At 68.9% G+C, this 26,386-nt stretch carries 23 protein-coding genes and 1 pseudogene; 17 read left to right on the forward strand and 7 right to left on the reverse strand.

Features of this window, described 5'->3' with window-relative positions; translation table 11 throughout:
* Nucleotides 1-101: 101 nt before the first annotated feature.
* Nucleotides 102-1,103, forward strand: coding sequence for a transposase family protein (locus IEY21_RS11540; RefSeq protein ID WP_188904498.1), 1,002 nt, complete (start codon nt 102-104; stop codon nt 1,101-1,103).
* A 220-nt stretch (nt 1,104-1,323) separates the two neighbouring features.
* Nucleotides 1,324-3,357: an AfsR/SARP family transcriptional regulator gene (locus IEY21_RS11545; RefSeq protein ID WP_188904499.1), complete on the forward strand. Its 2,034-nt coding sequence runs from the start codon at nt 1,324-1,326 to the stop codon at nt 3,355-3,357.
* Nucleotides 3,358-3,607: 250 nt separating this feature from the next.
* Here the strand turns inward: IEY21_RS11545 and IEY21_RS11550 are convergent, their stop codons facing one another.
* Nucleotides 3,608-5,296 carry an outer membrane protein assembly factor BamB family protein gene (locus tag IEY21_RS11550; protein ID WP_308424837.1) on the reverse strand — a complete coding sequence of 563 codons (1,689 nt, stop codon included), beginning with the start codon at nt 5,294-5,296 and terminating at the stop codon, nt 3,608-3,610.
* A 160-nt stretch (nt 5,297-5,456) separates the two neighbouring features.
* Between IEY21_RS11550 and IEY21_RS11555 the strand changes: the two genes are divergently transcribed.
* From IEY21_RS11555 to IEY21_RS11570, 4 genes are all read left to right on the forward strand, one after another.
* Entirely contained in the window at nt 5,457-5,951 is a 495-nt protein-coding gene (locus IEY21_RS11555; protein WP_229753056.1) for a hypothetical protein, read from the forward strand.
* A gap of 151 nt (nt 5,952-6,102) precedes the next feature.
* Nucleotides 6,103-7,017 carry a PEGA domain-containing protein gene (locus IEY21_RS11560; RefSeq protein WP_229753057.1) on the forward strand — a complete coding sequence of 305 codons (915 nt, stop codon included), beginning with the start codon at nt 6,103-6,105 and terminating at the stop codon, nt 7,015-7,017.
* Nucleotides 7,018-7,084: 67 nt separating this feature from the next.
* The gene (locus tag IEY21_RS11565) at nt 7,085-8,080 is read left to right on the forward strand and encodes an MBL fold metallo-hydrolase (protein ID WP_188904502.1); all 996 of its coding nucleotides are present in this window, start codon (nt 7,085-7,087) and stop codon (nt 8,078-8,080) included.
* A 127-nt stretch (nt 8,081-8,207) separates the two neighbouring features.
* Nucleotides 8,208-8,666 carry a hypothetical protein gene (locus tag IEY21_RS11570; RefSeq protein WP_188904503.1) on the forward strand — a complete coding sequence of 153 codons (459 nt, stop codon included), beginning with the start codon at nt 8,208-8,210 and terminating at the stop codon, nt 8,664-8,666.
* 87 nt (nt 8,667-8,753) lie between these two features.
* On the opposite strand, the gene IEY21_RS11575 is transcribed toward IEY21_RS11570, so the two are convergent.
* Together IEY21_RS11575 and IEY21_RS11580 are read right to left on the reverse strand one after the other, a co-directional pair.
* The gene (locus IEY21_RS11575; RefSeq protein WP_188904504.1) at nt 8,754-9,398 is read right to left on the reverse strand and encodes an SRPBCC family protein; all 645 of its coding nucleotides are present in this window, start codon (nt 9,396-9,398) and stop codon (nt 8,754-8,756) included.
* A 145-nt stretch (nt 9,399-9,543) separates the two neighbouring features.
* Entirely contained in the window at nt 9,544-9,768 is a 225-nt protein-coding gene (locus IEY21_RS11580; protein ID WP_188904505.1) for a hypothetical protein, read from the reverse strand.
* A 204-nt stretch (nt 9,769-9,972) separates the two neighbouring features.
* Here IEY21_RS11580 and IEY21_RS11585 point away from each other — a divergent pair, with 204 nt between their 5' ends.
* The 5 genes from IEY21_RS11585 to IEY21_RS11605 all read left to right on the forward strand — a co-directional run bounded on the left by IEY21_RS11585 (nt 9,973) and on the right by IEY21_RS11605 (nt 15,496).
* Nucleotides 9,973-10,908, forward strand: a complete 936-nt coding sequence (locus IEY21_RS11585; protein WP_188904506.1) for a DMT family transporter — start codon at nt 9,973-9,975, stop codon at nt 10,906-10,908.
* Nucleotides 10,905-12,407 (forward strand): ABC transporter permease subunit, encoded by a 1,503-nt coding sequence (locus IEY21_RS11590; protein ID WP_188904507.1) that lies wholly within the window; start codon nt 10,905-10,907, stop codon nt 12,405-12,407. Before IEY21_RS11585 ends, IEY21_RS11590 begins: the two co-directional genes overlap by 4 nt.
* 121 nt (nt 12,408-12,528) lie before the next feature.
* Nucleotides 12,529-12,933, forward strand: coding sequence for an NUDIX domain-containing protein (locus IEY21_RS11595; protein WP_188904508.1), 405 nt, complete (start codon nt 12,529-12,531; stop codon nt 12,931-12,933).
* Nucleotides 12,930-13,646, forward strand: a complete 717-nt coding sequence (gene tmpR / locus IEY21_RS11600; protein WP_188904509.1) for a bifunctional dihydropteridine reductase/dihydrofolate reductase TmpR — start codon at nt 12,930-12,932, stop codon at nt 13,644-13,646. Before IEY21_RS11595 ends, tmpR begins: the two co-directional genes overlap by 4 nt.
* A 275-nt stretch (nt 13,647-13,921) precedes the next feature.
* On the forward strand, nt 13,922-15,496 hold the full coding sequence (locus tag IEY21_RS11605; RefSeq protein ID WP_188904510.1) for a S8 family peptidase: 1,575 nt from the start codon (nt 13,922-13,924) through the stop codon (nt 15,494-15,496).
* An 83-nt stretch (nt 15,497-15,579) separates the two neighbouring features.
* Here IEY21_RS11605 and IEY21_RS11610 read toward each other — a convergent pair whose 3' ends face one another.
* The 3 genes from IEY21_RS11610 to IEY21_RS11620 are packed head-to-tail and all read right to left on the reverse strand — an operon-like array spanning nt 15,580 to nt 17,531.
* Nucleotides 15,580-16,095: a GNAT family N-acetyltransferase gene (locus IEY21_RS11610; RefSeq protein WP_229753058.1), complete on the reverse strand. Its 516-nt coding sequence runs from the start codon at nt 16,093-16,095 to the stop codon at nt 15,580-15,582.
* Nucleotides 16,088-17,008, reverse strand: a complete 921-nt coding sequence (locus IEY21_RS11615; protein ID WP_188904511.1) for a carbon-nitrogen hydrolase family protein — start codon at nt 17,006-17,008, stop codon at nt 16,088-16,090. The genes IEY21_RS11610 and IEY21_RS11615 overlap by 8 nt, the downstream gene beginning before the upstream one ends.
* A 43-nt stretch (nt 17,009-17,051) precedes the next feature.
* Entirely contained in the window at nt 17,052-17,531 is a 480-nt protein-coding gene (locus IEY21_RS11620; protein WP_188904512.1) for a hypothetical protein, read from the reverse strand.
* Nucleotides 17,532-17,676: 145 nt separating this feature from the next.
* Here IEY21_RS11620 and IEY21_RS11625 point away from each other — a divergent pair, with 145 nt between their 5' ends.
* The 6 genes from IEY21_RS11625 to IEY21_RS11650 all read left to right on the forward strand — a co-directional run bounded on the left by IEY21_RS11625 (nt 17,677) and on the right by IEY21_RS11650 (nt 25,731).
* The gene (locus tag IEY21_RS11625) at nt 17,677-18,294 is read left to right on the forward strand and encodes a maleylpyruvate isomerase N-terminal domain-containing protein (RefSeq protein WP_188904513.1); all 618 of its coding nucleotides are present in this window, start codon (nt 17,677-17,679) and stop codon (nt 18,292-18,294) included.
* 93 nt (nt 18,295-18,387) lie between these two features.
* Nucleotides 18,388-19,467 (forward strand): PilT/PilU family type 4a pilus ATPase, encoded by a 1,080-nt coding sequence (locus IEY21_RS11630; RefSeq protein WP_188904514.1) that lies wholly within the window; start codon nt 18,388-18,390, stop codon nt 19,465-19,467.
* Nucleotides 19,468-19,518: 51 nt separating this feature from the next.
* On the forward strand, nt 19,519-20,268 hold the full coding sequence (argB, locus tag IEY21_RS11635; RefSeq protein ID WP_188904515.1) for an acetylglutamate kinase: 750 nt from the start codon (nt 19,519-19,521) through the stop codon (nt 20,266-20,268).
* Between the two features lie 206 nt (nt 20,269-20,474).
* A complete protein-coding gene (locus tag IEY21_RS11640; RefSeq protein WP_188904516.1) occupies nt 20,475-23,591 on the forward strand; it encodes an ATP-binding protein in 3,117 nt (1,038 codons plus the stop codon).
* Between the two features lie 198 nt (nt 23,592-23,789).
* The gene (locus IEY21_RS11645; protein ID WP_188904517.1) at nt 23,790-24,254 is read left to right on the forward strand and encodes a cupin domain-containing protein; all 465 of its coding nucleotides are present in this window, start codon (nt 23,790-23,792) and stop codon (nt 24,252-24,254) included.
* Nucleotides 24,255-24,318: 64 nt separating this feature from the next.
* Nucleotides 24,319-25,731, forward strand: a complete 1,413-nt coding sequence (locus IEY21_RS11650) for an FAD-binding oxidoreductase (protein WP_229753059.1) — start codon at nt 24,319-24,321, stop codon at nt 25,729-25,731.
* Nucleotides 25,732-25,784: 53 nt separating this feature from the next.
* Here the strand turns inward: IEY21_RS11650 and IEY21_RS11655 are convergent.
* Nucleotides 25,785-26,341 (reverse strand): annotated as a pseudogene (locus IEY21_RS11655) (GNAT family N-acetyltransferase).
* Nucleotides 26,342-26,386: the final 45 nt, after the last annotated feature.

The following is a 26,386-nucleotide window of genomic DNA, read 5'->3' on the forward strand; positions in this document are numbered from 1 at the left end:
GCCCCTCCTCAAACCACCCTTGAGGTCGGCTGGCAACTCGTTTTCCGTCCAATCTCATAAAATCTGTCAGGCCGCCAGGGTGAATGGGTCAGAGTGGGGGCATGCTTCAGGTCGTTCGCCTCATGCAGCGTCCCCGATCCTTCGAGTCGCTCTGCGGCCTGAACCCCGCCGAATTCACGCTCCTCGCTGAACAACTCGAGCCCCTGTGGACCCGGGCGCACCGCACGTCCCTCCTGCGGGAGGGACGGCAACGCCGCATCGGGGCGGGCCGACAGTTCAAACTCGACGTTCCTCACCGCCTGCTTCTGACGCTGATCTATCTGCGGCATGACCTCCCGATGCATCTGTTGGGCGTGCTGTTCGAGATGGACGCCGCGAATGTCTGCCGGAACATCCATGCCTTGCTGCCCCTCCTGGAGCAGGCGCTGCCTGCTCCCCTCCGGGCCCGGACGCTGGACAGCCGCAAGGTCACGCCCGACGACGCGGGACCGCGTCGTCGGCTCCGCACCTTGAAAGACGTGCTCGAAGCATTCCCGGAGATTGCCGACATCATCGTCGATGGGACTGAGCAGCCCCGAGGGCAACCCAAGAAGAAGAAGGGCAGTGGTCCCGGGAAGAAAGCCGTGGGGCGGCCCAAGGACCAGAAGAAGTTTTTCAGCGTCAAGAAGGGCACTCACACTCTGCAAACGCAAGTGGCGGTGACCCCGGATGGCCTGGCGGTGCACCTCAGTGCGCCCGCGGGCGGGCGCACTCATGACATGAAGGTCCTGGGGCAGTCGAGGTTGCTCGGTCGCCTGCCTCGAGGGAGCCGTATCTGGGGAGACCGAGGCGATACGGGCCTGGATAAACTCTGCCCGGCGCATGAAGTGATCGTTCCCCGGATGCGCCCCAAAGGCGGGGTGTTGAACCCGGAGGACCGGGAGCTCAACCATCAAATTTCTAAGGTGCGGATCACGGTGGAGAACGTGGTCTGCAAGCTCAAGAAATTTCGCGTCTGCCGCGAGTTTTACCGGAACGACCCAGGGCGGCACGGCCTGTTCTGGGGTTGCGTGGCTGGCCTGGTCAACCTCCGCACCGTGAACCGCTCACCACAGTTCGCCTGATGGCCGGGAACACCAATCGGGGGAGGCGCTGCCTCCCCCGATCAACTCGCATCCCAACTGCGCAATCAGTCTTGAAGCAGGAAGGGACTTCAGGACAGCCGGCAGTTGGGAATCCAGTCATGGCACGCCGTGTCTTTCAACCTGGAAAGAGTGCTGCATATCGGGAGATGCGCTCCACAAATGTGTGTCCCTCCGCTCAGCGACTGCGGCAGAATGAGCCGTGCTTCGTGAAAATGGTGTTTCAGCCAGTCCGGACGCAATCGATTATCCCTGCCGAGCACTGACCGGTCCCCCCATTACCGTCAAGGTGTTCGGCAAGTTACAGGTCACGGTGGCCGCAGAACCGGTCAAAATCTCTGGCCGCGCCGCTACCCTGTTAACCTATCTGGCCCTGGAAGGCGGCCCGCTTCACCGCACAACTGCGGCCCAGTTGCTGTGGCCCAGAGCTGGCGCGCAGGGTCTGCGCAACCTGCGCGTGGAGCTGACCGCGCTGCGCCGTCAGGGCATCGAACTCAGCCCCAACCGTTCTTCCTCTCTGAGTTTGCAGGCCGTGACCGAGCTGGATGATCTGCAGCAGCGCAAGGTCAAGGACCAGACACACCTCGTGGCAGCCTTAACGCACCCGCTTCAGAACTTCAATGATCTTGGCAACCCCGTGTTGGCCTCCTGGGTCCGGCATCAGCGACAGCGTCTCACCCAGACGGTCAAGCAGCTGTCGGGCAGCCGCGTCCTGCCCCAGGCACCGCTCCCCCTTGTTCTCCCCTCCGACCAACCCCTGACGCAGTGGCTTGCAGAACGTGTCCTGCCAGAGTTTCAGTCGTTTATCCGCGGGACACGTCACCCCCAACTCGCAGTCTACGTGGGGCGACCCGGCAGTGGCCGGCGCGAATCCCTGGAGATCGTCCTGGCCCGGCTGGGCCTGACTCCGGTTGAGATCACCGCGAGCGCCGGCCTGGACAGCTTGCGGGCGCTCCTGCTGGTCAACCTGAGGGCAGCTCTGAAAGTCGGGGTTCCGCAGGAGGTGCGCCCGTTGCCGCTCGAGCAGGAGCCTCAAACCAGTGATCTGGCCGAGCTGGTTCCACTGCTCATGCAAGCGGGTCCCCTGGCCGTCGTGGTGCGCAGCGCCGAACATCTCAGCAAGGAGGCGGGCCAGCTCATCGATCTGCTTCTGGGGCTGGCCCGGTCTCTGCTGGTGGTGGCCGTCACCACGCCAGCCGGGCAGACCCGCCTCGAACAGGTGCTGGGACATCACGATCAGCCCGGATGGTTCCACATCATCCACGTCCCGGCCCTGACTCCTGAGAGCCTGCCCGCTCAGGACATCGGAGCATCCTCCATCTCCGGCGAACTGGATGCAGAGGCGCGCTTTGAGATCATTCGCCAGACCGAGGGGTTTCTGGGGGCGGTCCGCTGTCAACCGCCCATCTCCGCCCCGGTGCGCGGGCGCCTGGGACAGCGTCTCCAGCGCATATTGCGGGCCGAGATCGCCGCAGCGCTTGGGCCCGACCTCGCGTATGTCCAGACCCTGGCGCTCCTGCCCGGGCCGTTTTCCGAGGCGACTGCGCTGGGTACGCTGGGCCAAGTAGGACTGGAGACCAGTCGGGCCGCCCAGTTGCTCAAGGACACCCTGCAAACGGGCATCCTGGAGCGTGTCGACAGCGTCCTGACCGTCCGGCTACCCGAAGTGCAGGTCCGGCTGCCCGACGCGGCACGCCTGCTGTGTTTCCGAAGCGAACTGCAACGTGCGGCGCTGGCTGGCTCGCTCGACGCTGGAGATCGGCACCGGTTGAAATACCCCTCCTGCACAGTACCAACCGTTGTTCAGGCCTCAGGAGCAAACTGTACCCTGACGCCGTCGGCTATCCTTCCCAATATTTTGCAGCCCCACGAAACCGTGCAGCTTCCCGGAGGGTATGTGCTGCTGGCCCGGGCCTGCGGCTGGACCCTCCTGCGGCTAGGCGCGGCAGACCACGCCGTTCCACGGCTTGAACTGCATTTCGCGGTTCCGGCCACCGCACAGCACTGGCAGTTGCGGCTGTATCTGCAAGACCTACCTCACCACGAGGAGCCGAGCATCCACATCCTGAACGGCGCCGGCTCCCTTTCCCGACAGGCGAGCACCATCCCGTGGCCGCAGGCCCTGACGCCCGGCGGGTGGGCTCTGGCCGAGGGTACCCTGCAGGGCCGACATCTGGTTCTGTCGGTGCAGGCCACCAATCTCATCCTGCATCTGGAACGCCCGGAGTTTGCTTGAGGCGAGGGTCCAGAGGCCAAGCGACCCGGCACCTCAACCTCTCGTATCAGACGCTCCTGAACTGCGGAGAACCGCAAAGAACGCGCCTCAAGGTGCAGCTTGCAACACAGCCGCCGCATGACCGACTTCGCGGCCCGCCCCGTCCATATGGTTCGGGCGGGGCGAGCGACTCGTGGACAGGCGTTCCCGCCCTGCGCCGCAACCCCACCAGCAGGCGAGCGGAATTCCAGTCAGGGGACAGGGCGCCGCCCTAGCGGTTCAGCACGCCGGGATACTCGGGCCTTCCCTGGAGCGGCACCAGCTGTTGCAGGCTGATAGGGAAGTTGACCGTCTGCCCGGCGCGCGTCAGCGCCACGGCGGGAGCGGACGTGAGGTCCAGCCGTGCCACGGTTCCCGGCAAGGCCGCCAGCGCCGCCAGCGGCACGAAGGGCACTCCGTTGAACACCCGGACGGTCACGGGCAGAGCCACCGTGCCCAGTTGCAGCGTGGCGGTCAGCGGCGTGACTCCGCCCAGCGTCAGTCCCAGCGCTCCACTCGCCTCTCCGAGCGGCAGGTAAACCTGACCGTTCTCGGCGCGGGCGATGCGGGCGGCAACGATGGCCTGCTGCTGGGAAGACAACGTGGAGGCGGGCGGCAGAGCGGCGGTGGGCGGTGCGGCAGTGGGCTGGGCCGGGGCCGGTGCGGGAGCCGCCGGCTGGACTGGGACGGTAGGAGCCGGACGCGGCACCTGCGCGGTGGGCGCGGGTTGCGCGGGAGATGAAGTGGGGGCAGGACGGCCGGGCGCGGGTTTCAGGGCCGTGAGTGGAGCCCCTGCAGCGGCCTTGCGGGCCTGCGCGGCCGCCGCCAGTTCCGGAGGGCTGGGCGCGCGGCCGGTGGCACTGGGCAGGGCATGAAAGGTGGTCCATGGCCCCACCGCCAGCGGACGCTGCCCGCGGACGGCGTTCAGGCTTCCTCCCTCGGTGGCGAAGTACAGGGTGCCCGCGTCGCTGACCGTTACACCCAGATCGATCTTCCTGCCGGTGCTCAGGGTCCACAGGGCCTGCCCGGCCTTGCCGATGGCGTGCACCGTGCCGCTGAGGTCGGGGACGATGACTGTGCCGTCGCTCAGCTCGGCGGCGGGGGCCGCGACCGGCGCGCCAGCGGTGTAGATCCACCCGTCCTCGCCGGTGGTGTTCACGGCATAGACCTTGCCGTCATAGCTGCCCACCACCACCAGGCCATTGCTGGTCACGATGGGACTGGCGTTGACGAACAGGCCGGTGGTCCGGGTCCAGCGCACCTGCCCCGCCGGGTCCAGCGCATACAGCTTGCGGTCGCTGGAGCCGAAATACACGTTGCCCGCCGCGTCCAGGGCCGGGCTGCTGAACACCAGCGAGCCGGCAGTAAAGGTCCACTTCTGCTCGCCGCTGGGCGTCAGGGCATACACGCGGCTGTTCTGTGCGCCGAAGTAAATGGTGCCGTCGGCGGCGACCGCCGGGCTGCTGAACACCGGCGCCCCCACCTTGAAGGTCCACAGCGTCTTTCCGCCCGCATCCAGCGCGTGAACGGTGCCGCCCGCCGTGGCGACGATCACGCTGCCGTCGGCACGCAGGGCGGGGGTGGCAAAGATGTCGCCGTCGAGTTTGGTTTTCCACAGCAGCTTGCCCGCCGGGTCCAGGGCATACAGGGTGTCGTCATACGTCGCGGCGAGCACCGTCCCCTGCGGAGTCACGACCGGGTAGGCGCGGCCCAGGTCACCGGCGGCAAAGTTCCACTTCTCGTTGCCTGCCGCATCGGTCCGGTGAATGCGCGCGTCCGCGCCGACGAACACCAGGTCGCCGTTCGGCGCGACGGACACCCCCGAGATCACCCGCAGGTCCTTGCGCCAGTCCACATTGGGGGCAACGAAGGTGGGAGCGGGGGCCGCGGCGGGCGGTGTGGACACCGGCTGGGCGTGCACAGATGGCCCCAGGCACAGCAGACTTGCGGACAGGAAAATCAGGCGTGAAAGAGGGGTTCTCATCTGAAGGTAAGCTCCTTTACATTGCCTTTACGCACAGGCGGGGAGGTGACAGGGAATGTGGACGCCTGCCAGGGTACGGCCTAAGATGCGTGGCGATATGAAGAAGATTCTCATGCTGACCGCGTTCGCGCTGGCGGGCCTTGCTGCCGCGCAGGACACCACTCCCGCCCCCACGACCCAGATGATGGATCCTGCCTCCATGAGCGCGGAGCAGAACTACGCCAAGGCGCAGGAGTTCGCGGTACAGGCCGACGTGGCCTACCCGGTGCCCTTCTATGACCGCACGCTGTGGAAAGCCGCGGTGGACCACTCGTACTACGCCGCCAGCATGGAAGCCGCCAACCGCGACTACAATGCGTACCTGGCGCAGCTGTACACCAAGACCCAGTGGTGGGTCAACGCCTACAACGCCTGGATCCGCCTGGGTGACCTGAACGACACCGAGAAGCAGTGGGCTTCCCTGAGCGCGGCCAAGCTGGCCTACCTGGCCCTGCAGCGCGGCGACACCACCAGCGCCCGCATGTATGTGGAAAAGGGCATGAGCTGGGCCGACAGCGCCAGCTTGCAGTCCATCATGAAGCGCCTGCCCTGAGCCCGCGGACTCCCAGGCAAAGAACAGCTGACCCCACGGTTTCCCGTGGGGTCAGCTGTTCTTTGCCCCGCGCCATACCGTCTGCTTCGCCTGCTGACCTTGGTGGTCCACGGCAGCGTTGCTCAGGCAACGTCTCCTCTACCCTGAGGCCATGAAAACCCTCCTCCCGGTCATGCTGCTCTCGGGTCTGCTCGTCGGCTGCGTGCCGGCTCCGCTGCGTTCACAGCCGGGCTCCCAGCTGGTCCTCGAGACCCAGCTGACTCCCCCGCCCCTGACCGTCGCCACCGGCGAGGGCGGCATGTACCGCTCGCCCGGCCCGGCGGCCCTGCGCGTGCGCAGCGACCGCGCGGCCTCGGTCACGGCGGTGGTGGTGCCGCAGGGCGGGAGGGCCCGCGTGGTGCCGGGGGGCACGGTGCAGGCCGGGGTGGTCACGAGCGTGCCGCTGCCCGCCAGTCAGGGCTTTACGCAGGTGTTCACGGTGGCCAGCGTCCGGCCACTGGACCTCACGGCGGCGGAGGGCGCACGGTCGCTGGACGCCGTGGCGCGGGTGGTCGAGACGGCGGCGGCAACCCTGCCGGCGGGCGGATACACCGTGACGACCACCGTGTACCGCGTGACCGGGCTGGGAACGCTGCAGGTGAGCGCGTCTGTCCCCGGCGCGGCGGTGCGCGTCAATGGCCGCCTCGCCGGCACCACGCCCCTGACCGTGCCGGACGTGCCCGAGGGGCCGGTCACCGTGGAGGTGTCCCGCGCCGGCTTCATGACGGTTTCCCAGCGGTTCAACGTGCAGGCGGACACGGTGGCCGGGATCTCGGCCGTCCTGCGCCCCATCACCGGCAGCTTAAAGGTGGACAGCGATGTGCCCGCCCGCGTGCTGATCGGCGGCCAGGACGCGGGCCTCACGCCGCTGGAGGTCCGGGTGCGGCCCGGCACGGTCAATGTGAATGTCGTTCCCCTCGCAGAGGGCCTCCGCACCGAGACGCTGCTCGTGCGCGTGCGGGTCAGTAAACAGACGGTCGTCGCCTGTCAGGTCACCGGGGGTGAGTTCCTGTGCAGTGTCGACTGAAGTCCGCACTCCACGTGTCCCTGCGTCCGGCGCACCGTCCGGCCCGAAGCGGGTGCTAGCCTCTGGCATGACCGCCTCCGACCCTGTGCTGACGCCCGTCGTGGGATCGCTGTACGCCCTGGAAGTGCCGATTCCTTATCCCATGAAGACGGTGACCGTGCTGCTCGACGCCCCGGCGAACGGCCCGGTCACCATGATCGACACCGCCCTGGACACCCCCGAGGCGCGGGCGGCCATCGAGACCGGCCTGGGTACGCTGGGGCTGCACTGGCCGGATGTGGAGCGCGTGATCATCACCCACCACCACCCGGACCACTACGGGCTGGCCGGGGTGGTCGAGGAACGCAGCGGCGCGGCGGTGCAGATGCTGGACGTGGAGATCGGGCGCGGCGAGCGGTACTGGCACCTGTGGGAGGAGTGGCTGCCCGGCCACCTCAAGCACATGCGCGACCACGGCCTGCCGCAGGCATCGCTCGATGACATGGGGGCCGACAACCGCCGGAGCCGCGACCGGGTCCAGCCGGCCAGCCGCGTCTCGCCGCTGCGCGAGGGCCAGCATGTGACCCTGGCCGGGCGCGAGTGGGAGGTGCTGTGGCTGCCCGGCCACGCCGACGGCCACCTGGGCCTGTGGAACGCCGAGGACAGCGTGCTGATCGCCGGAGACGCCATCCTGCCGCGCATCAGTCCCAACGTGGGTCTGTACGCCTACACCCGGCCCGATCCACTGGGCGACTACCTGCAGACGCTGGGCAAACTCGAGGCCCTGAATCCGGCGCGGGCCGTCGTGGGCCACCACGGTCCAGTCATGACCGGCGTGCAGGCCCGTGCCCGCGAGCTGCGCGCCCACCACCACGAACGGCTGGACTTCATCGCGGCCGAGGCCGGCCGGGAACCGCGCAGCGCCTACGACCTCTCGCTGGCGATGTTCAACCGCGAGCTGAATGTCAGCGGGCGGCGCTTCGCCCTGGCCGAGACGCTGGCACACGCCGAGCACCTGCGGCTGCTGGGCCAGCTGTACCGCACCTGGCAGGAAGACGATGGGGTGTGGCTCTACCACGCCTGAGGACCATACCTGAGCCGGCCCACACCCGCATTTTCCCCGCTGGCCACGCGCCCTGGACCACCCTCCCCCCCATCAAAGGGCGCACGCTTCCGGTTGCCCGGCGCGGGAGCGCTCTATACTCCGCCGCATGACGGTCCCCCAGTCAGAGCTGCAGCAGATCGTGTCTGCGCTGCAAAAGAGCGGTTTGACCGTCGAGTCGGTCGAGGACGGCGCGCTGATCCAGCACGGCGAGTCCAGGGTGGCCCTGTTCGCCGAGGCCGACCACCAGGGCGGCGTGATCGTGCGCCTGCATCTGGACCTGGACCTGTATGTCGAGGAGGACAGCCTGCCCGACATCCTGATGGGCATGAACCTGCTCAATCAGGGGCTGGACTACGGCACGCTGAACCTCGACCCGGTGGATACCGATGAGGAGGGCGAGGATTCCGGAGTGGCCTTCGCCGTGCTGGGGCGCAGCGTGCTGTGGCTGCCTGACCTGGGGGTGGCCGAACTCGACCGCCTGCGCGAACACCTGCGCCGCTTCGAGGCAGAAGTGACGGACGCCATGGAGCGCACCCTGCACGGCAGCAAGGGCCTGAGCGCCTGACCCCGGTGTAGGCCCGAACCCAGACCAACAGACAAAGCAGAGGCCGGAGCAATCTAGCTCCGGCCTCACGGCTGCGGGGAAGCAGGATCAGTTCTTCGCGCTGCCCTCGAAGGCGGCCTTGAACTTCTGCAGGTCCTCGGCGATCTGCTGGCTGGGCTCCTCGCCGAACAGTTTGGCGACGGCTGCGCCCAGCGGGCCCGCCGGGGGCCGGTAGCTCAGGGCGACGTGAACGCGGGTGCCGCCGTTGGGAAGTTCCTCGAACTGCACGCTGCCCGCGTTGTCCACCGTGGCGCCGGGCAACGAGTGCCAGCCGATGCGCTGGCCCGGTTTGTCGTTGACGATCTCGGCTTCCCACTCCACGTGGGTGCCCAGCGGGGCCTTGGCGACCCAGCGGCTGCGCTTCTCGTCCAGCTCGGTCACGCTTTCGAGGTGGCTCATGATGTGGGGCAGGTTTTCCAGCTTGCGCCAGTAGTCGTATACCGCCTGGGTGGGGCGGTCAATGACCACGCTGTGTTCCACGAAGATGGGCTTGGAGCTGGCAGCGCCGCCGCCCACCGCTGCCATCACCGGGTCATTACCGGTGGCCGCGCGGTAGGCGAGGTATCCGCCCACCGCAGCCATACCCAGGCCCAGGACGCCGCGCTTGCGCAGGCCCATCAGCAGCAGGGCGCCGCCCGCCGCGCCACCGATCATCCGGGTCTGGTCCATTCCGCCGTTCTCTGTTTTTGTCATGTTTGATCCTCCGTTGGTCGCAGTGTAGGTGCCGGGTGTGGGACCGGCGTGAAACGTGAACCAATCCAGAATATCGCCCTCCTTGCCCGGCCTGTCCTCGATTTACGTTTTCGAAACATGCCCGCCATAAGACAACGGGCCGCCCTCAGGTGTCGTCCGTCCGCTGATGCCCATGCTGTTCCTCGATCTCGCTCGTGGCGGCGCGGTCCGGAGCGGTGGCCGGACCGCCCTGCAGGTCGGGATCCAGATTGGTGTTTGCGCCGTGCGTGCTCGTCGCGTCGCCGTCATGGGTGCCCATCGTGCCCGGCGTACTGGCGGTGTCCGGGGTGCTGGCGGTGTCCGGCTGACGGCTGGGATTTCCTTCGCCCATGGGTACAGACCTCCTGATTCACTGGCTGATTTATCTGGAAAAATAGAACTTCCGTCATCGTCGCGCAGCCGGGGGCCGCGCAGGTGTGCGGGCCCTTGATGTGGGGCTTAGGGCGCCGGAGCCGGGAACAGGACCGTCACCGGGCACCGGACGGTGATCGTGCGCGCGGCCCACAGCGCGGCCATGCTCTAGGCTGGGCCGCATATGAGCGCCGCTGCCCGCCCTGAACGTCTGGACGCCCTGTCGCTGGGAGCCATTCTGGTCACCATCGTGTTCTGGGCATCGGCGTTCGCGGGCATCCGGGCCGGGCTGGAGGCGTTCTCGCCGGGACACCTCACGCTGTACCGTTTTCTGGTGGCGGCGGCGGCGCTGGGACTGTACGCGGTGGTCACCCGGATTCCGCTGCCCGGCCTGCCCGACCTCGCCCGCATCGCGGGCCTGAGCGTCATGGGCATCACGCTGTACCACGTGCTGCTCAACTACGGCGAGGTCGGCGTGCCGGCCGGAACAGCCAGCCTGATCATCGCGGCGGGGCCGGTCATCACGGCGCTGCTCGCCACCCGCTTCGGCGGCGAGCGCCTGAACGCGCTGGGCTGGCTGGGCACCCTGATCAGCCTGGGGGGCGTGGCCCTGATTGTGCTGGGCAGCGGCCAGAGCGTGGGCTTCACGCGCGGAGCGCTGCTGATTTTCGGGGCCGCCGTGTTCACCAGCATCTACTTCGTGTTCCAGAAACCGCTGCTGCGGCGCATGAACCCGCTGCACTTCACGGTGTGGTCGCTGCTGCTCGGCACCGTGCCAATGCTGGTGTTCCTGCCGGGCTTTGCCGCAGAGCTGCAGGCCGCGCCGCTGCACGCGCACCTCGCCGTCATCTACATCGGGCTGTTTCCGGCAGCGCTGGCGTACCTCACCTGGACGTTTGCGCTGTCGCGGGTGCCGGCGAGCACCACCACCTCGTTTCTGTATGTCAGCCCGGTATTTGCCATCCTGATCGCGTGGCTGTGGCTGCACGAGTTGCCCCGGCCAATCACCCTGCTCGGCGGCGCGGTGGCTGTCGCCGGGGTGGTGCTGGTCAATACCCTGGGCCGCCCCCGGCCTGCCCGCCCGGCGGTCCCCCAGGCCGGGGAGGGCGCGCAGGGATGAGCGCCCCCACCACCGACCCAGCGCCGAGTCCCACCGCGGCCCCGCCCATTGCGCTGCAGGAGGTGACCGTGCGTCTGGGCGGCGAGACGGTTCTGAGCGGTGTGACGCTGGATGTGCGCCGCGGCGAGTTCCTGGCCCTGATCGGCCCCAGCGGCGGCGGCAAGAGCACGCTGCTGCGGGTTATTGCCGGCCTGCTGCGGCCCCGGTCGGGCGCAGTGAGGGTGGAATCGGTCCCGGCGCTGGTGTTTCAGGATTACCGGCTGCTGCCGTGGCGCAGCGCCCTGCGCAACGTGGCGCTGCCTGCCGACCTGGGTACGGGAGGTGGGCTGCCCCCGCGTGAGGCGCTGCATCTGGTGGGCATGGACGCCTACGCCGACTATTTTCCGGCCGACCTCTCCGGAGGAATGCGGGCGCGGGTGGCGCTGGCGCGCGCCCTGGCCCAGAGCGGGGACGTGCTGCTGCTCGACGAGCCGTTCGCCGCTCTGGACGCCCTGGTGCGCGAACGCTTCAACGCCGAACTGCGCCACCTGCATGAAAAGACCGGGCGCACCACCGTGCTGGTCACCCACTCCATCCGCGAGGCGGTGTGGCTGGCCGACCGGGTGGCCGTGCTGCGCGACGGCCAGATTGTGGAGGTGCTCGACACCCGGGGCGAGGGCCGGGTCAGCGCGTATACCGACGGACTGGAGGCCCACCTGCGCGCTGTGCTGGGCACCGGCGACAGCACCCGCTTGCGGACGGCCACCCGTGCGCGTCCCAGCCTGTCGGGGCTGCTGCCGCTGGCGGCGCTCGCGCTGGGACTGCTGGGCTGGCACCTCGCCGCCACCCGCCTTGACCAGCCCTTCTTGCTGCCCACCCCCGCCGCCGTATGGCGCGAGCTGACCGGCACCTTTCCGGCCCTGGCCGCCGCGTTCTGGGTCACGGCCCGCACCGCGCTGCTCGGCACCCTGCTCGGCAGCGTGGCCGGCATGCTGATCGGGTATCCCCTTGCCAAATTCAGGGCGCTGGAACGCTTCCTGAGCCCCTTTATCATCGCCTCGCAGAGCACACCCATCGTCATCCTCGCGCCGCTGCTCGTGTCGTGGCTGGGCTTCGGCTTCTTTCCGGCGGTGGTCGTCTCCTCGCTGAGCGCCCTGTATCCCATCATGATCTCCACGCTGGTCGGCGTGCGCGAGGTGGACCGCACCTTTCACGAGCTGTTCAGCAGCCTGCGCGCCACGCCGCTGCAGCGCCTGACCCGGCTGGAACTGCCCGGCGCCCTGCCGGTGATGCTGGGCGGCCTGCGGTTGGCGGCGAGCCTGGCCCTGATCGGCGCGGTGGTGTGGGAATTCGTGGACGCCAACCAGAAAGGCCTGGGGCTGGCGGTACAGGTCGCCGGCACCTACCAGAACAAGGCCGCGCAGTTCTCGGCCATCGCCCTACTGATCGTGTTCGGCGTGCTGATCTATGCGGTGATCACCAGCCTGGAACGGGGCGTGATGCGGCGGCGCGGGCGCTGAGCGCCGGGGCCTTTTTCCTGGCCGTCCCCTCTGGGCATCCGCTGGCCCGTGGGGGCGCGGCGCGGCACAGGTAGGCCACCGTACACTCTGTCCTCTCCCCTTTGGCTTTACCCTGGGCCGCATGGACAGGCCGGTGGTGTGTGTGGGGGCGTTGGTGTGGGGACCGGACGGACGGGTGCTGCTTGCCCGCACGACCAAGTGGCGCGGCCTGTGGGGAGTGCCGGGCGGCAAGGTCGAGGGCGGCGAGACGCTGGAGCAAGCGGTGACGCGCGAACTGCGCGAGGAGACCGGACTGCGGCTGAGGGATACGCGCTACGCCCAGACCCAGGAAGCGGTGCTCTCGCCCGAGTTCCACAAGCCCACCCACATGCTGCTGATCGACTTTTTTGCCCGTACCGACGACCCCGGGGTCACCCCCAACGAGGAGATCGTGGAGTGGGCCTGGGTTCCGCTGGCCGAGGCGGCCACCTATCCGCTGAACACGTACACCCAGACCCTGGTGGCGCTGGCCAGGACGCTTTCGTGAAGGGCACCGCTCTGGTCACCGGCGCGGCCCACGGCATCGGGCGGGCGCTGGCGGTGGCGCTGGCCACCGAGGGGTACCACGTCGCCGTGCACTACCGGGGCAGCGCCGACGCGGCGCAGGAGACGGCGCGGCAATGCCGGGACCGGGGCACCCAGGCCACCACCCTGCAGGCCGACCTGACCGACCCGGCCCAGGCCCGTGAACTGGTGCGCCGGGCCCACGCGGCCTTTGACGGTTCGCCGCTGGCCGTGCTGGTCAACAACGTGGGCAACTACGTGCACAAACCGCTGCTGGAGACATCGGACGCCGAGTGGGCCGACATGCTGGGCAGCAACCTGACCTCCACCTTCGCCACCTGTCAGGAAGCTGCGCCGCTGATGCGGGAAACGGGCCGCGGGCGCATCGTCAATCTGGGGTATGCCGGAGCGCGCAACCTGCAGGCCCGGCCCGGCATCGTGCCGTATGTGATTGCCAAGACCGGCGTGCTGCAGCTCTCGCGCTCGCTCGCCTCCGTGCTCTCGGGCAGCGGGGTCAGTGTCAACGTGGTCAGCCCCGGCGTGATCGAGACCAGCGTGTCCCAGCCCCTGCACGAGATTCCCGCCGGACGCGCGGGCACCGTGACCGAGCTGGTGGACGCCGCGCTGTACTTCGTGCGGGCCAGCGATTACGTCACCGGACAGGAGCTGGAGGTCGCGGGAGGCTGGAACCTGTAGGCCAACCCACGAGTCGACCGGAATGCCTGTCACCTGACAGTACTGCCGGTCGTCGGCGCGCCTGGACCCACAAATCATCGGAACTGGCCCCGTGAGAGATACGTGAAGCGGTGTTCATTCGTTCACATCTTCTCGTGAAACACCTCACCTATAGTCACTCTGGTTCCCCCATTACAATTCGTCTTCGTACAGAAAGTCGGCTCCTGCCCGAAACATATGGGGCGTCTGTCGTCTGTCGTGGGAGCGAGGTCTTGGAATTCCAGGGAGGTTTTCACATGAATGGACGCACCACACTTGGCCTGCTGTTCCTCACCCTTTCCCTTGCGGCCTGCGGCAGCCAGAACACGGCCCCCAGCAGCGCGGCACCTTCTGCGGACTCCGGCAGCATGGGCCCAGAAGTGGCGTCCGGGCGCAGCCGCGCCCAGGCCCCACTTCTGGGCACCAGCAATCCTGAAGCCATCCCCGGACAGTACATCGTGGTTCTGAGCCAGGGAATGTCCAGCATGACGGCCCAGGCCCTGGACAGCCAGAGCGCGGGCGGCCTGATCCGTGGCCTGGGCCTCGACCCACAGGGTGTGAGCGTCGGGAACATCTATTCGCAGGCGGTGCGCGGGTTTTCGGCCCGGATGAGCGCCCAGAACCTGAGCAAGCTGCGGGCCAACCCGGACGTGAAATACATCGAGCAGGACGGCGTGATGCACGCCACCGCCACCCAGAGCGGCGCCACCTGGGGCCTGGACCGCATCGACCAGCGCAACCTCCCGCTGGACGGCGCCTATACCTATTCCACCACTGCCAGCGGCGTCAAGGCGTACATCATCGACACCGGTATCAACACCGCGCACACCAATTTTGGCGGCCGGGCAGTCTGGGGAACCAACACCACCGGCGACGGCAACAACAGTGACTGCCAGGGCCACGGCACGCATGTGGCCGGCACGGTGGGCAGCAATACCTGGGGCGTGGCCAAGGGCGTGCAGCTCGTGGCCGTCAAGGTGCTCGACTGCAGCGGCAGCGGCTCGAACTCCGGCGTGATCGCGGGCGTGAACTGGGCGCTGAACAACAAGTCCGGCCCCGCCGTGGCGAACATGAGCCTGGGCGGCGGCTTCAGCCAGGCGGTCAACGACGCGGTGAACAACGCGGCGGCCCAGAACCTGGTGATGGTGGTCGCCGGCGGCAACGAGAACCAGAATGCCTGCAACGTCAGCCCGGCCAGCGCCTCAAGCGCCATCACGGTGGGGGCCACCACCAACACCGACGCGCGGGCCAGCTACAGCAACTACGGGTCGTGCCTGGACCTGTTCGCGCCGGGCAGCAACATCACCAGCACCTGGATCGGCAGCACCAGCGCCACCAACACCATCAGCGGCACGAGCATGGCGACCCCGCACGTGGTCGGCGCGGTGGCCCTGATCCTGGCAGACAACCCAGGCGCAAGCACCGCCAGCGTCACCGGCACCCTGCTGGGCAACACCACCGCCGGCAAGGTCAGCGGCGCGGGCACCGGCAGCCCCAACAAGCTGCTGTACACCGGCACGGCCACCACCCCGCCGCCGCCCACGACCGGCACCACCACCTACACCGGCTCGGTCAGCAGCCGCAAGAGCGTGTACAGCACCGGCTTCAGCTACGCGGGCGGCACCATCAAGGGCGTCCTGAGCGGCCCCAGCGGCACCGACTTCGACCTGTACCTGCAAAAGCAGAGCGGCAGCAGCTGGACGGACGTGGCGTCCAGCACCGGGTCGGGCAGCAATGAGACCGTGACCTACACCGCGGGCAGCGGCACGTACCGCTGGGAGGTCTACTCGTACCAGGGCAGCGGCAGCTTCACCCTGACCGAGACGCGCTAAAGCCGCAGCGGCGTGGGCGGCGGGCGCAGGGTTCCCTGATCGGGCCCTGCGCCCGCCGCCTGTTGGCTGCCCCTGCCTGACCGCTACAGCGTCAGACTCAGGTGATGCTCGGCGTGAACCTGCCCGCCGTCATCCCGCAGCGCGTCGGGCTGGGTGCCCCAGACGGTGAAGCCGTGGCGTTCGTACAGGCGGCGGGCGGCGTGCTGGGTCTCGGTGACGGCGAGGTGCACAGAGGTAACGCCCGGCCACTCCCGGACCTGGGCCAGCCCCGCGCGCAGCAGGGCGTCGCCGCAGCCCTGACCGCGTGCCGCCGGGGCCACCGAAACGCCGAAGACATTGGCCCGGTGTGCCAGCCGGGGCCGGTCCTCGCGGGCCACCGTCAGCAGGCCGACCAGTGTGCCGTTCAGAAACGCACCGAAGGTCACCGACGTCTCGCCCGGCGCCATCCGTCCGGCGATGGACTCCATCGTCCGGACCGCAAATTCCTCGGCGGTGGTCAGAAACGCCAGCGGGTCGCCGCGCAGGGCCGCGAGCCGCACCTCGCGGTACGCGGGGGCATCCTCCGCCGTGAGTACACGAACGGTGGGCACCTCAGCCACGCACGGCCCCGCCCAGCGATACGACCCCGGCGGCGGTGGCGCGCGCCACGGCGGCCTCACGGTCACGCCAGTTCAGCACATGCCCGTCGGCCCGCACGCGGCGGATCAGGCCCAGGTCCAGGTCCTGGATCAGCCAGCCCGAAGCGTTCCAGCCGTTCTCGGCCACCACCCCGTCCGGGGGCAGGTCACCGTCGGCGGGAGCATACATCGCGGCGCGGCCCACGGCGTCTTCCAGGGCGTAGGACCACGGCGCGTCCGCGATCAGTGGAGCGTGAACGGCGTAACACTGGTTTTCCAGGGCGCGGGCCATGCTGCCCACCCGCACGCGGGTAAAGCCCGCCCGGCTGCCGGTAAACGACGGCACGCACAGCAGCTCGGCCCCCGCCTCGGCCAGCTGCCGCGCCAGTCCAGGAAACTCGCTGTCGTAACAGATGACCACCCCGAAGCGCACCGCCGCCCCGCTTCTCAGCGGCAGTTCGAACACCCGCGTGCCCTGGCCCGGGGCAATGTCCCATTCCTCGGCCTCGAAACGGGTCATCAGCAGCTTGTCCTGCCAGTCGTGGGACCCGTCCGGCGCAAAGACGTGGGCGCGGTTGACAAACCCCGCGCCCGCCCGCACCGGCAGGCTGCCCGACACGATGCAGACCTCATGCCGCCGCGCCAGCCGCGCGTGCAGGGCCAGAAACTCTGGCAACAGGGCGTCCAGTGCGGGCCGCATGCCCAGCACATCGTGCCGGAGGTCCGGCGGCAGCAGGCCCACGAGTTCCAGCGCGGCGTACTCGGGAAAGACCAGCAGCTCGGCGCCCGCCTCCGCCGCTCCGGCCACCCAGCTGCCGACCTTGGCCGCGTAGCTGTTCCAATCCGGCAGCAACTCCACCTCATAGGCCGCCGCCGCCACCTTCACCATCGTCATGCGCCCAGTGTATGGGAGGGGCCGCCGTCAGGCCGCTCCAGGCTCAGTGAACGCTGTCCCACTCCTTGATAAAGTCCCGCAGCAACTCGTCGAGCATGTCGGCGGCCTGCAGCGCGCCGGTGCCCGCGTCCATGCCCCCGAAGTACGAGTCGCGCCACAGGGTCACCTCCTGGTACGGCGCAGCGGCGGCCAGCCAGCCCTCCAGCGCCGCGTCGTAGACCGTGCCGGAGGGGGTGGTCGCGAAGGTGTAATACAGGTTCAGCTGCGTCTTGCCGCCCACGCTGCCCTCAAGCTTGCAGCCCTCCTCCACGGCAATCCCCGCCGCATCCAGGATGTCGAGCATGCGGCCCAGCAGTTTGTCGGTGATGGCGTCGTTCTCCTTGCCCTGCTCCTCGAAGGCCCCGGACACGCAGACCGTCTTGAAGCTCCTGAGGTTGGGGGCCAGATGCTCGGCCCCGGCGCGGCCCAGCCCGCTGCTGAGCAGCAACAGGCCGGCGAGGGGCAGCAGGGACAGACGGGACATGACGACTCCTTTGCAGAAAGGGGCGGCGGGTCGGCTGAAGTGTAAAGCTGTACTGAATTTACTCCTTTTCGGGTCCGTCCGGTGTCTTTATGAAGCGGCGCACAGGCCCCTTTGGGGTTCACCGGGGGGCCGCGTAGACTGGGGCATGACCAAGCAAAGCAAGGTGTTCGTTCCGGCGCTGATCACGGTGGCGGGGGTCGGCCTGGCTGCCGGAGCCGCGTATCTGGCACGCAACCGCAAGGAAGAGGTCAAGGACTACGTGGTGGCCCGCGTGCTCGAAGCCCCCGCCGGCCGCAGCAGCTACACGGACCTGGGCCAGAGCCTGGAGCGGGCCGGCAACGTGCTCGCCGGACGCGCCGCGCGGGCCGCCGACACCCCCGCCAACCGCGAGGTGCTCGCCCACATCATCGGCATCGAGCGCTGGGGCCAGAACCGGCTGCGGGTGGCGCTGGGCCAGCGGGTCTACGAGGCCGACCGTTCCGCGGCCTACCGGCCCGCGCTGGACGCCCCGCTGGATCAGCTGCGCTCGCTGCTGTCCCAGACCCGTTCAGGCACGGTCGATCTCGCGCGGCAGCTGCACGCCGCTCCGCCGGAGGACGGCGTGACCGTGGAACACAACAGCCTGGGACCGTTGAGCGCCAAAGCGTGGCTGCGCTACCTGACCCAGCACGCCGACCTGGAAAGCCGCCGGCTGCGCGGCGAGAAGGCCGAGGGCGAGCAGGCGGGCAAGGGTCAGGCCGCGTTGCCGCAACGCACCCCCTGAGCGGGCGGGGGGCACTTGAGGTGCTGCCCACCTACCTGAGGGCCAGGACAACGCAGAAAACTGTAAGAGTGCGGCCACTAGCCTGAGCGGTAGATGAGCGTCCTGAACAGCGTACTGTCGGCCATTGTCCGCGATGGAGCCAGTGACATCCACCTGCGGGCCGGCAGCCCACCTGCGGGCCGGGTCAACGGCCTGATCAAACGCTACGGCGAGGGCCGCCTGACCCCCGACCACGTGGCGACCTTTGCCCAGGAAATGATGCCGCCCGCCATGTGGACCGAGTTCAACAGCCGGCGCGAGGCCGACTTCGCGTACGGCATCGCGGGACTGGCACGCTTCCGGGTGAACGCCTATTTCCAGCGCGGCACCGTGGGCCTGATCATGCGGGTCATCGAGGACAAGCCGATTCCCACCTTCGAGCAGCTGGGCCTGCCGCAGGAAACCTTTGAGGAACTCACCCAGCATGAACGCGGGCTGGTGCTCGTCACCGGCCCCACCGGATCGGGCAAGACCACCACGCTCGCGAGCATGCTCGACCACATCAACGCGACGCAGCCGGTGAACATCGTCACCCTGGAAGACCCCATCGAGGTGCTGCACCGCGACCGCACCGCCATGATCAACCAGCGCGAGCTGGGCATGGACACCCTGAGTTTCTCGGCGGGCCTGCGCGCGAGCATGCGCCAGGACCCCGACGTGATCCTGATCGGCGAGATGCGCGACAAGGAAACGGTGGAGGCCGCGCTCTCGGCCGCGCAGACCGGCCACCTGGTTTTTTCCACGCTGCACACCCAGGACGCGGTGCGGACCGTCAACCGCATCATCGACTTCTTTGCGCCGCACGAACGCAATCAGGTGCGCCAGGGCCTGTCCGAGAGCATCGTGGGCATCGTCAGCCAGCGCCTATTGCCGCGGGCAGGCGGGGGCCGGGTGCTGGGCATGGAAATCCTGCTCGGCACGCCCACCGTGCGCGAGTGCATCAAGGACGAGACGCGCACCGAGGAAATCAAGCAGGCGCTGCTGGAAGGCGGCGCGCGCGGCATGCAGACCTTTGACCAGCACCTGGCCCAGCTGGTCACCATGGGCCTGATGACCTCCGAGGACGCCATGGCCTCGGCCACCAGCGCCCACGAGCTCAAGATCCTGCTGATGCGCCAGCAGTTCGCGTCGTGACCTGAACCCCCGGAGACCGTGACCCGGGCTCGGGGACCTAGACTCTGGCACATGATCATCAAGTACGGCGGCAACGCCATGAAAAGCCAGGAACTGCGCCGCGCGGTGGCCGCCGAGATCGCGGCGCTGCGGGCCGAACACGCGGTGGTGGTGGTTCACGGCGGCGGCCCGGCCATCGAGCGGGAGCTGGCCGCGCGCGACATCGTCAGCGAGTTCCGGGGCGGCCTGCGCGTGACGCCGCCGGAGATGATGGACGTGGTGGAGGGGGCGCTGTGCGTGCTCAACAAGCGTCTGAGCCAGGATGTGGGACACGCGCTGGGCCTGATGGGGCGCGACAGTGGGCTGCTGCGCGCCGAGGTCCTGGACCCCGAACTGGGCCGGGTGGGCCGCGTGACCGGGGTCAACGCCGACCTGCTGAGAACCCTGCTCGGCGCGGGGCTCACGCCGGTGGTGGGCTGCGTGGCTGTCGGGCCAGACGGCGGGGCGCTGAACGTCAACGCCGACACCGCCGCCGGAGCGGTGGCGGGCGCGCTGGCCGAGGGCATCGTGTTCCTGACCGATGTGGACGGCGTGTACCGCGCGTACCCCGATCCCCACAGCCTCGCGCCGCACCTGACCCGCGCCGAGGTAGAAGAGGGAGTGGCGGCGGGCTGGATCGCCGGAGGCATGATTCCCAAGGTGCGCGCCGCGCTCGACGCCCTGACGCGCGGCGCTCCCTTCGCCACCATCGCCAGCGGCATGACGGCAGGGGTGCTCGCCGCGGCCGCGCGAGGGGAGGCGGGCACGCGCATCACGCCGTAACACGCCGCTGACGCCGGACATTTCCGCCTCCCCTCGCCCCCGGGGCCCACGCCTCCCCGTGTGAGAAACCTCTCGTTCTGGGCCACAGGGCTTACACTGCGGGAGCCAGACTCCGGGCAGAGGGGGCGAGCAGATCCGTGCCGGAACTTGAGGTTCAGCTTCTGGGTGGATTTCGGCTGATCTACCACGGGCAGCCTCTGACGGCCGTGCACGCTCCGCGCCAGCAGGCGCTGCTCGCGTGGCTGCTGTTGCATCCGGACGCCCCCCAGCCGCGCCGGCAGATCGCCTTCGCCCTGTGGCCGGATTCCGAAGAGGCGCAGGCCCTGACCAACCTGCGGCGCGAACTGCACCACCTGCGCCGAGGTCTGCCCGAGTGCGGGCGCTATCTGGAGATCACGGCGCAGACCCTGCGCTGGAAACATGACGCGCCCTACAGCGTGGACGTTCAGGATTTTGGGCAGGCTCTGGGCCGCGCGAATGGCCGCCGCACACCGCTCGATCTGCAGCGGGCTGCCGACCTGTACCGGGGCGAACTGCTGTGCGCGGTGGACGACGGGTGGCTTGAGCCCCACCGCCGGGCCCTGCACGGACAGGCCGTGGAGGTGCTTGAGGAACTGGCCGGGCAACTGGAGCACACTGGCGAACGGACCCGGGCGCTGCACGTGCTGGAACGTCTGCTGGCCCTGGAACCGCTGCGTGAGGATGTGTATGCGGGAATGATGCGCCTGCACCTCGCCGAGGGCAATGGAGCGGCGGCCCGGCAAACCTATGACCGCTGCGCCGCCGTCCTGAAGGCCGAACTGGGCGTGGAGCCCGGCCCGGTGGTGCAGGCCGTTTGTACAGCAGCGCAGGACAGTGCGTTGGGCACGCCGCCCACCCTGCCCGGCGAGGGGCCGCTGATCGGCCGGCGTGAGGAGTGGCGGCGCATGCTGCGGGTGTGGCAGCGGGCCAGCGCCGGGGCCGCGCAGGTCCTGCTGATCGCGGGCGAGGCGGGCATCGGCAAGACGCGGCTGGCCGAGGCGTTGCTCGCACTGGCGGGGACGCAGGGAGCCCGGGTGGCCCGCACCCGGTCGTACGCCGCCGAGGGCCGGCTCGCCTACGCGCCCATCGGGGACTGGCTGCGGAGTCCGGCGCTGCAAGCGGGCCTGGGCCGCCTGGGCGAGCCGTGGCACAGCGAACTGGGCCGGCTGCTGCCCGAACTGGCTCCTTCGCCGGCCCAGCCCGCACCCGAGTTGCCCAGCCAGGGCTGGCAGCGTCAGCGGCTGTTCGAGGCGCTGGCCCGGGCCTTTCTGGCGGACGGGCCCACCCTGCTGCTGCTCGACGACCTGCAGTGGTGCGACCGTGACACGCTGGAATGGCTGCACTACCTGCTGCGTTTCGCTCCCACCGCGCCGCTGCTGCTGCTGTGTACCCTGCGCCGCGAGGAAATAGAGGCCAATCCTGCGGTGCAGGCCTTCTTGCAAGACCACCAGCAGCGCGGGCTTCTGGAGGTCACTGAACTCGGGCCGCTGAGTTCCGAGGAGACGGGGGCGCTGGCCGCCTCGCTGCATCCCGGCACGCTGTCCCTGCAGGCCCAGGCGCAGCTGTACGAGGCCACCGAAGGCCAGCCCCTGTTCATCGTCGAGGCGGTGCGCGCGGGCCTGTCCTTCCATGCCGGCGACGGCTCGCTGGTGCTGCCCGCGTCTGCCCGGGTGCAGGCCACCATCGCCGCGCGCCTGGGTCAGCTGTCCAGCGGCGCGCGCAGCGTGGCCCAGCTGGCCGCCACCATCGGGCGGGCCTTTGAGGTCGAGGTGCTGCGCGAGGCCAGTGACCTGGAAGAAGAACCGCTGGTGGCGGCCCTGGATGAACTGTGGCAGCGCGCGGTGGTGCGCGAACAGCCCGGTCCCAGCGGCACCTACGACTTCACCCATGACCGGCTGCGCGAGGGCGCCTACACCGAACTCAGTCCGGCCCGCCGGCGGCTGCTGCACCGCCGCGTGGCCCAGGCGCTGGAGCTGCGGCACGCGCCGGATCTGGGTCATATCTCGGCCCAGCTGGCCGCACACCATGAACAGGCCGGGCAGTTTGAGAGGGCGGTGGGCTTCTCCCTGCGGGCGGCGCAGCGGGCCAACAGCGTCTCGGCCAGCCAGCAGGCCATTGCCCAGGCGACGCGGGCGCTGCAGCTGATCCGGCACCTGCCGGCGGGCGCGGACCGTGACCGGCAGGAGCTGGAAGCCCACACCACCCTGGCTGCCGCCTACACCGCCCTGAAAGGCTTCGCCTGTCCTGAGCTGGAAACGGCCCTGAACCACGCCCTGGGGCTGGGAGAAAAGATGGGGGACGAGCCTGCCATCATCGCCAGCCTGTGGGGCCTGTACGCGCTGCACATCGTCCGGGGCAACGTGGGCCTGTCGCGCCGGCTGGCCGGGCGGGCACTGGAGCTGGCCGGAGACCACGCCGGGCTCCTTACCGACTGCCATCAGGCGCTGGGCGGTCTGGATCAGATCGAGGGCCGGCTGGACAGCGCCGCCGAGCATTTCGGTATTGCCAACCGCCTGTACCACCACAATGGCCAGCGCCGGGTTCTGTTCGGAGCGGACGTGGGGGCCTTCAGCCTGTCCTGGGGCGCGCATGGCCTGTGGCTTCAGGGGCGCATCGAGGAGGCGCGGGAGCATGTGGCCCGGGCCGCTGCGATTACTGCTGAACAGGACCACCCCTTTACCGTGATGCAGACCGCCGCCTACCGCGCCGTTTCCGAGCAGCTGGAACACGATCTGGACGCAGCCTGGGCCAGCGCCGAGGCGGCCGTGACCGGATGCCGGCACTACAACATCGCCTACTACCACGAGTGGGGCGTGATCGTGGGGGGCTGGGTGATGGCCCGGCGCGGCGATCCGCACGCGGGACTGGTGCGCATTCAGCGGGGGCTGGAGGCCCTGCGGCGTCAGGACGCCGCGCTAAGGCTGCCGTACTACCTCGCGCTGCTTGCCGAAACGCAGCTGCAACTCGGGCAGCCGGAGGCGGCGCGGGCCACGCTGGACAGTGCCCAGGCCATGGCCAGCCAGAACGGGGACGTGTGGTATCTGCCCGAACTCTACCGGCTGCGCGGTCTGACCGACCCCCAGGGAGCTCAGGCGTGGTTTCACCGCGCACGCTCCATCGCCCAGAAACACGGCAGCCTCTCGCTGGAACTGCGCGCGGTGACCAGCCTGGCCGAGCACCTGCACCGCGAAGGCCACGATCAGGAAGCGGCCGCAGCGCTGGAACCGGTACAGGCCCTGTTTCCCGAACGGCTGGTCACGCCCGACCTGAGCGCGGCGCGGGCGCTGCTGGGTCTGCTGTGACGACGAACCCCCCGCACACCTGAACGCCGCCCGGCGTTCCCGAACGCCGGGGCGAACGCCTGAGGAACGGTCCGGAGTGCAGGCTGGGGTCACGGAAGCCCCGAAGAGCAAGAGCAGAGCACACCAGATCGGCATGCTCTCCCGGGCGGGGTTCTTTCAGGTTCTGCCCCCCTCCTTCCGTTCCAGGAGATGATGATCATGCCTATTCCCCGTGTGTCTCCGCTCGTTCTGTTTCCCCTCGCTGCGCTGCTCTCGGTGGGCCTCGCCTCCAATGCGGCGGTCAACGCCGACGCACTGCAGTGGGCAGACGCTCCTGCCTTCTTGCCTCCGGGCGCACAACTCGCGGTGCTGGACGGTGATCCCAGCAAGGCCGTGCGAATCACGCTGCGCCTGAAGATGCCCGCCGGCTACCAGATTCCGGCGCACTGGCACCCCACCCAGGAGGACGTGACCGTACTGTCCGGCAGCATGTATGTGGGCATGGGCGACGCGCTGAGCAAGACCGGCGGCACCCTGCTGAAACCCGGCGGTTTCGTGGCCCTGGGCGCCAAGATGAACCACTACGCCTGGACCGACGAAGCCACGGTGCTGCAGATCCATATGGACGGCCCCTTCGAGATCACCTATGTCGACCCGGCCCTTGATCCGAGAAACAAGAAGTAATGCCCCCACCGCCACCGCTCTCCTGACAGGGAGCGTGGCGGAACCAAGCAAAAGGATGTGTGACATGATCACCATGCCGAACCGTCCCGCCCTGTCCAACCTTCCCGTCCAGGACGCCGTGAATACCCTGCGGACCTCCCTGCGCGGCGAGGTGATTCAGCCCGAGGATGACCGCTACGACGATCTTCGCGCGCTTTACAACGGCATGATCGACAAACATCCGGCGCTGATCGTGCGCTGCACGGACGTGGCCGACGTGCAGGCAGCGCTGGCCTTTGCCACCGAACACGGGTTGCGCCTCGCCATTCGCGGCGGCGGCCACAACGGCGGCGGCCTGGGCAGCGTGGACGGCGGACTGGTCATTGATCTCTCTGCCATGCACAGCGTGCGGGTGGATCCCGGGGCACGCACGGTGCGGGTCGAGGGCGGCGCGACCTGGGGACAGGTGGACCACGCCACCCACGCCTTCGGGCTGGCCGTGCCGTCGGGCATCATTTCCACCACCGGGGTGGGCGGCCTGACGCTGGGCGGGGGGCTGGGCCACCTGACGCGCAAGTACGGCCTGACCATCGACAGCCTGCTGGAAGCCGACGTGGTGCTCGCCGACGGGCAGCTCGTGACCGCCAGCGAGCAGGAACACAGCGACCTGTTCTGGGCCATCCGGGGCGGCGGCGGCAATTTCGGAATCGTGACCTCATTCCTGTTCCGGGCGCACCCGGTCGATACCATCGTCGGTGGCCCGACCCTGTGGACGCTGGAACAGGCCCCGCAGGTGATGCGCTGGTACCGCGAGTTCATCGTGAACGCCCCCGAGGACCTCAACGGCTTCTTTGCCTTCCTGACCGTGCCGCCCGCTCCCCCGTTTCCCGAACACCTGCACCTGCAGAAGATGTGCGGCGTGGTGTGGTGTTACACCGGTCCACAGGACCGGGCCGAGGAGGTCTTCGCGCCCATTCGCGAGTTCGGGCCGCCCGCGTTGCACGGTGTCCATGACATGCCCTACCCGGCCCTCCAGAGCGCCTTCGACGGTCTGTATCCCCCCGGACACCAGTGGTACTGGCGCGCAGACTTCGTGAAGGAACTGACCGACGAGGCCATCGCCGCGCACGTTGAGCACGCCCGGACCCTGCCGACCATGCATTCCACCATGCACCTGTATCCCGTCAATGGAGCCGCGCACCGCGTGGGCCAGCAGGACACCGCGTGGAGCTACCGCGACGCCACCTGGGGCGAGGTGATTGTCGGCGTTGATCCCGATCCGGCCAACGCGGGCACCATCCGGGACTGGTGCGTGAACTACTGGGAAGCGGTCCATCCCTACTCGATGGGCGGCGCCTACGTCAACATGATGATGGACGAGGGCCAGGACCGGGTGCGGGCCGCCTACCGCGACAACCACGACCGGCTCCGGCAGGTCAAGGGCCGCTACGACCCCCGCAACGTCTTCAGCGTCAACCAGAACATCCGGGCAGACTGAAGCTTCCCCCATTGCCCCCCTTCCAGCTGGAGGGGGGGGTTTTTTCCGGCCTGTCAACGCGTCATGCTGAACACCAGGGTATCGCGCAGTTGCGCAGGATCATCGGCGGCCACTGCGTCGTTGCGCAGCGTGGCGTCTAAGGTGTACCCCAGCGCACGGGGAATGCGGGCGCTGCGCGCGTTGGCCGCGTCACAGCGGATCTCGATGCGCCGGAAGCCAAGCCCATTCAACCCGAATCCGGTCAGCGCCCCGGCCACCTCCTGCGCGTGGCCGTGTCCGGTGTGCGCGCTGGCGATCCAGTACCCGATCTCGGCCTTTGGCACCCGCCAGTCCAGGGCGTGATAACCGCTGCTGCCGATGAGTTCACGGCCATCTGCGGTCCAGACGAGCAGGCGCAGTTCCTCGCGGGTGGCGAAGCGCTCGGCAGCGGCCCGGAGATTCTCGGCGGTGCCGGGCAGGTCCAGGGGCTTCTGGGCCCAGACCATCCAGCGGCGCAGCTCGGGCAATGAGGCGTGGATGGCCGCATGGACGGCCGCCGCGTCCCCGGCCGGGGCGCACGCAGCAGCAGCCGGGGCGTGCGGAGTTCGGTGGGCAGCGCTGGAACCGTCACGGTGGGCAGGATACCGGCCCCCGGCGCCCCCTGATCCGGCCTCAA

Source organism: Deinococcus aerophilus, assembly GCF_014647075.1.
In the GTDB taxonomy this organism is placed as follows: domain Bacteria; phylum Deinococcota; class Deinococci; order Deinococcales; family Deinococcaceae; genus Deinococcus; species Deinococcus aerophilus.

Excerpts from the sequence above, each read along its gene's own strand:
- IEY21_RS11620 (WP_188904512.1), bottom strand. The coding sequence starts at position 17,531 with ATGTCCCGTCTGTCCCTGCTGCCCCTCGCCGGCCTGTTGCTGCTCAGC.
- IEY21_RS11555 (WP_229753056.1), top strand. The coding sequence starts at position 5,457 with ATGAAGAAGATTCTCATGCTGACCGCGTTCGCGCTGGCGGGCCTTGCT.
- IEY21_RS11650 (WP_229753059.1), top strand. The coding sequence starts at position 24,319 with ATGATCACCATGCCGAACCGTCCCGCCCTGTCCAACCTTCCCGTCCAG.
- IEY21_RS11590 (WP_188904507.1), top strand. The coding sequence starts at position 10,905 with ATGAGCGCCCCCACCACCGACCCAGCGCCGAGTCCCACCGCGGCCCCG.
- IEY21_RS11560 (WP_229753057.1), top strand. The coding sequence starts at position 6,103 with ATGAAAACCCTCCTCCCGGTCATGCTGCTCTCGGGTCTGCTCGTCGGC.
- IEY21_RS11605 (WP_188904510.1), top strand. The coding sequence starts at position 13,922 with ATGAATGGACGCACCACACTTGGCCTGCTGTTCCTCACCCTTTCCCTT.
- IEY21_RS11575 (WP_188904504.1), bottom strand. The coding sequence starts at position 9,398 with ATGACAAAAACAGAGAACGGCGGAATGGACCAGACCCGGATGATCGGT.
- IEY21_RS11540 (WP_188904498.1), top strand. The coding sequence starts at position 102 with ATGCTTCAGGTCGTTCGCCTCATGCAGCGTCCCCGATCCTTCGAGTCG.
- IEY21_RS11645 (WP_188904517.1), top strand. The coding sequence starts at position 23,790 with ATGCCTATTCCCCGTGTGTCTCCGCTCGTTCTGTTTCCCCTCGCTGCG.
- IEY21_RS11625 (WP_188904513.1), top strand. The coding sequence starts at position 17,677 with ATGACCAAGCAAAGCAAGGTGTTCGTTCCGGCGCTGATCACGGTGGCG.
- IEY21_RS11565 (WP_188904502.1), top strand. The coding sequence starts at position 7,085 with ATGACCGCCTCCGACCCTGTGCTGACGCCCGTCGTGGGATCGCTGTAC.
- IEY21_RS11585 (WP_188904506.1), top strand. The coding sequence starts at position 9,973 with ATGAGCGCCGCTGCCCGCCCTGAACGTCTGGACGCCCTGTCGCTGGGA.
- IEY21_RS11630 (WP_188904514.1), top strand. The coding sequence starts at position 18,388 with ATGAGCGTCCTGAACAGCGTACTGTCGGCCATTGTCCGCGATGGAGCC.
- IEY21_RS11615 (WP_188904511.1), bottom strand. The coding sequence starts at position 17,008 with ATGACGATGGTGAAGGTGGCGGCGGCGGCCTATGAGGTGGAGTTGCTG.
- IEY21_RS11595 (WP_188904508.1), top strand. The coding sequence starts at position 12,529 with ATGGACAGGCCGGTGGTGTGTGTGGGGGCGTTGGTGTGGGGACCGGAC.
- IEY21_RS11570 (WP_188904503.1), top strand. The coding sequence starts at position 8,208 with ATGACGGTCCCCCAGTCAGAGCTGCAGCAGATCGTGTCTGCGCTGCAA.
- argB (WP_188904515.1), top strand. The coding sequence starts at position 19,519 with ATGATCATCAAGTACGGCGGCAACGCCATGAAAAGCCAGGAACTGCGC.
- IEY21_RS11580 (WP_188904505.1), bottom strand. The coding sequence starts at position 9,768 with ATGGGCGAAGGAAATCCCAGCCGTCAGCCGGACACCGCCAGCACCCCG.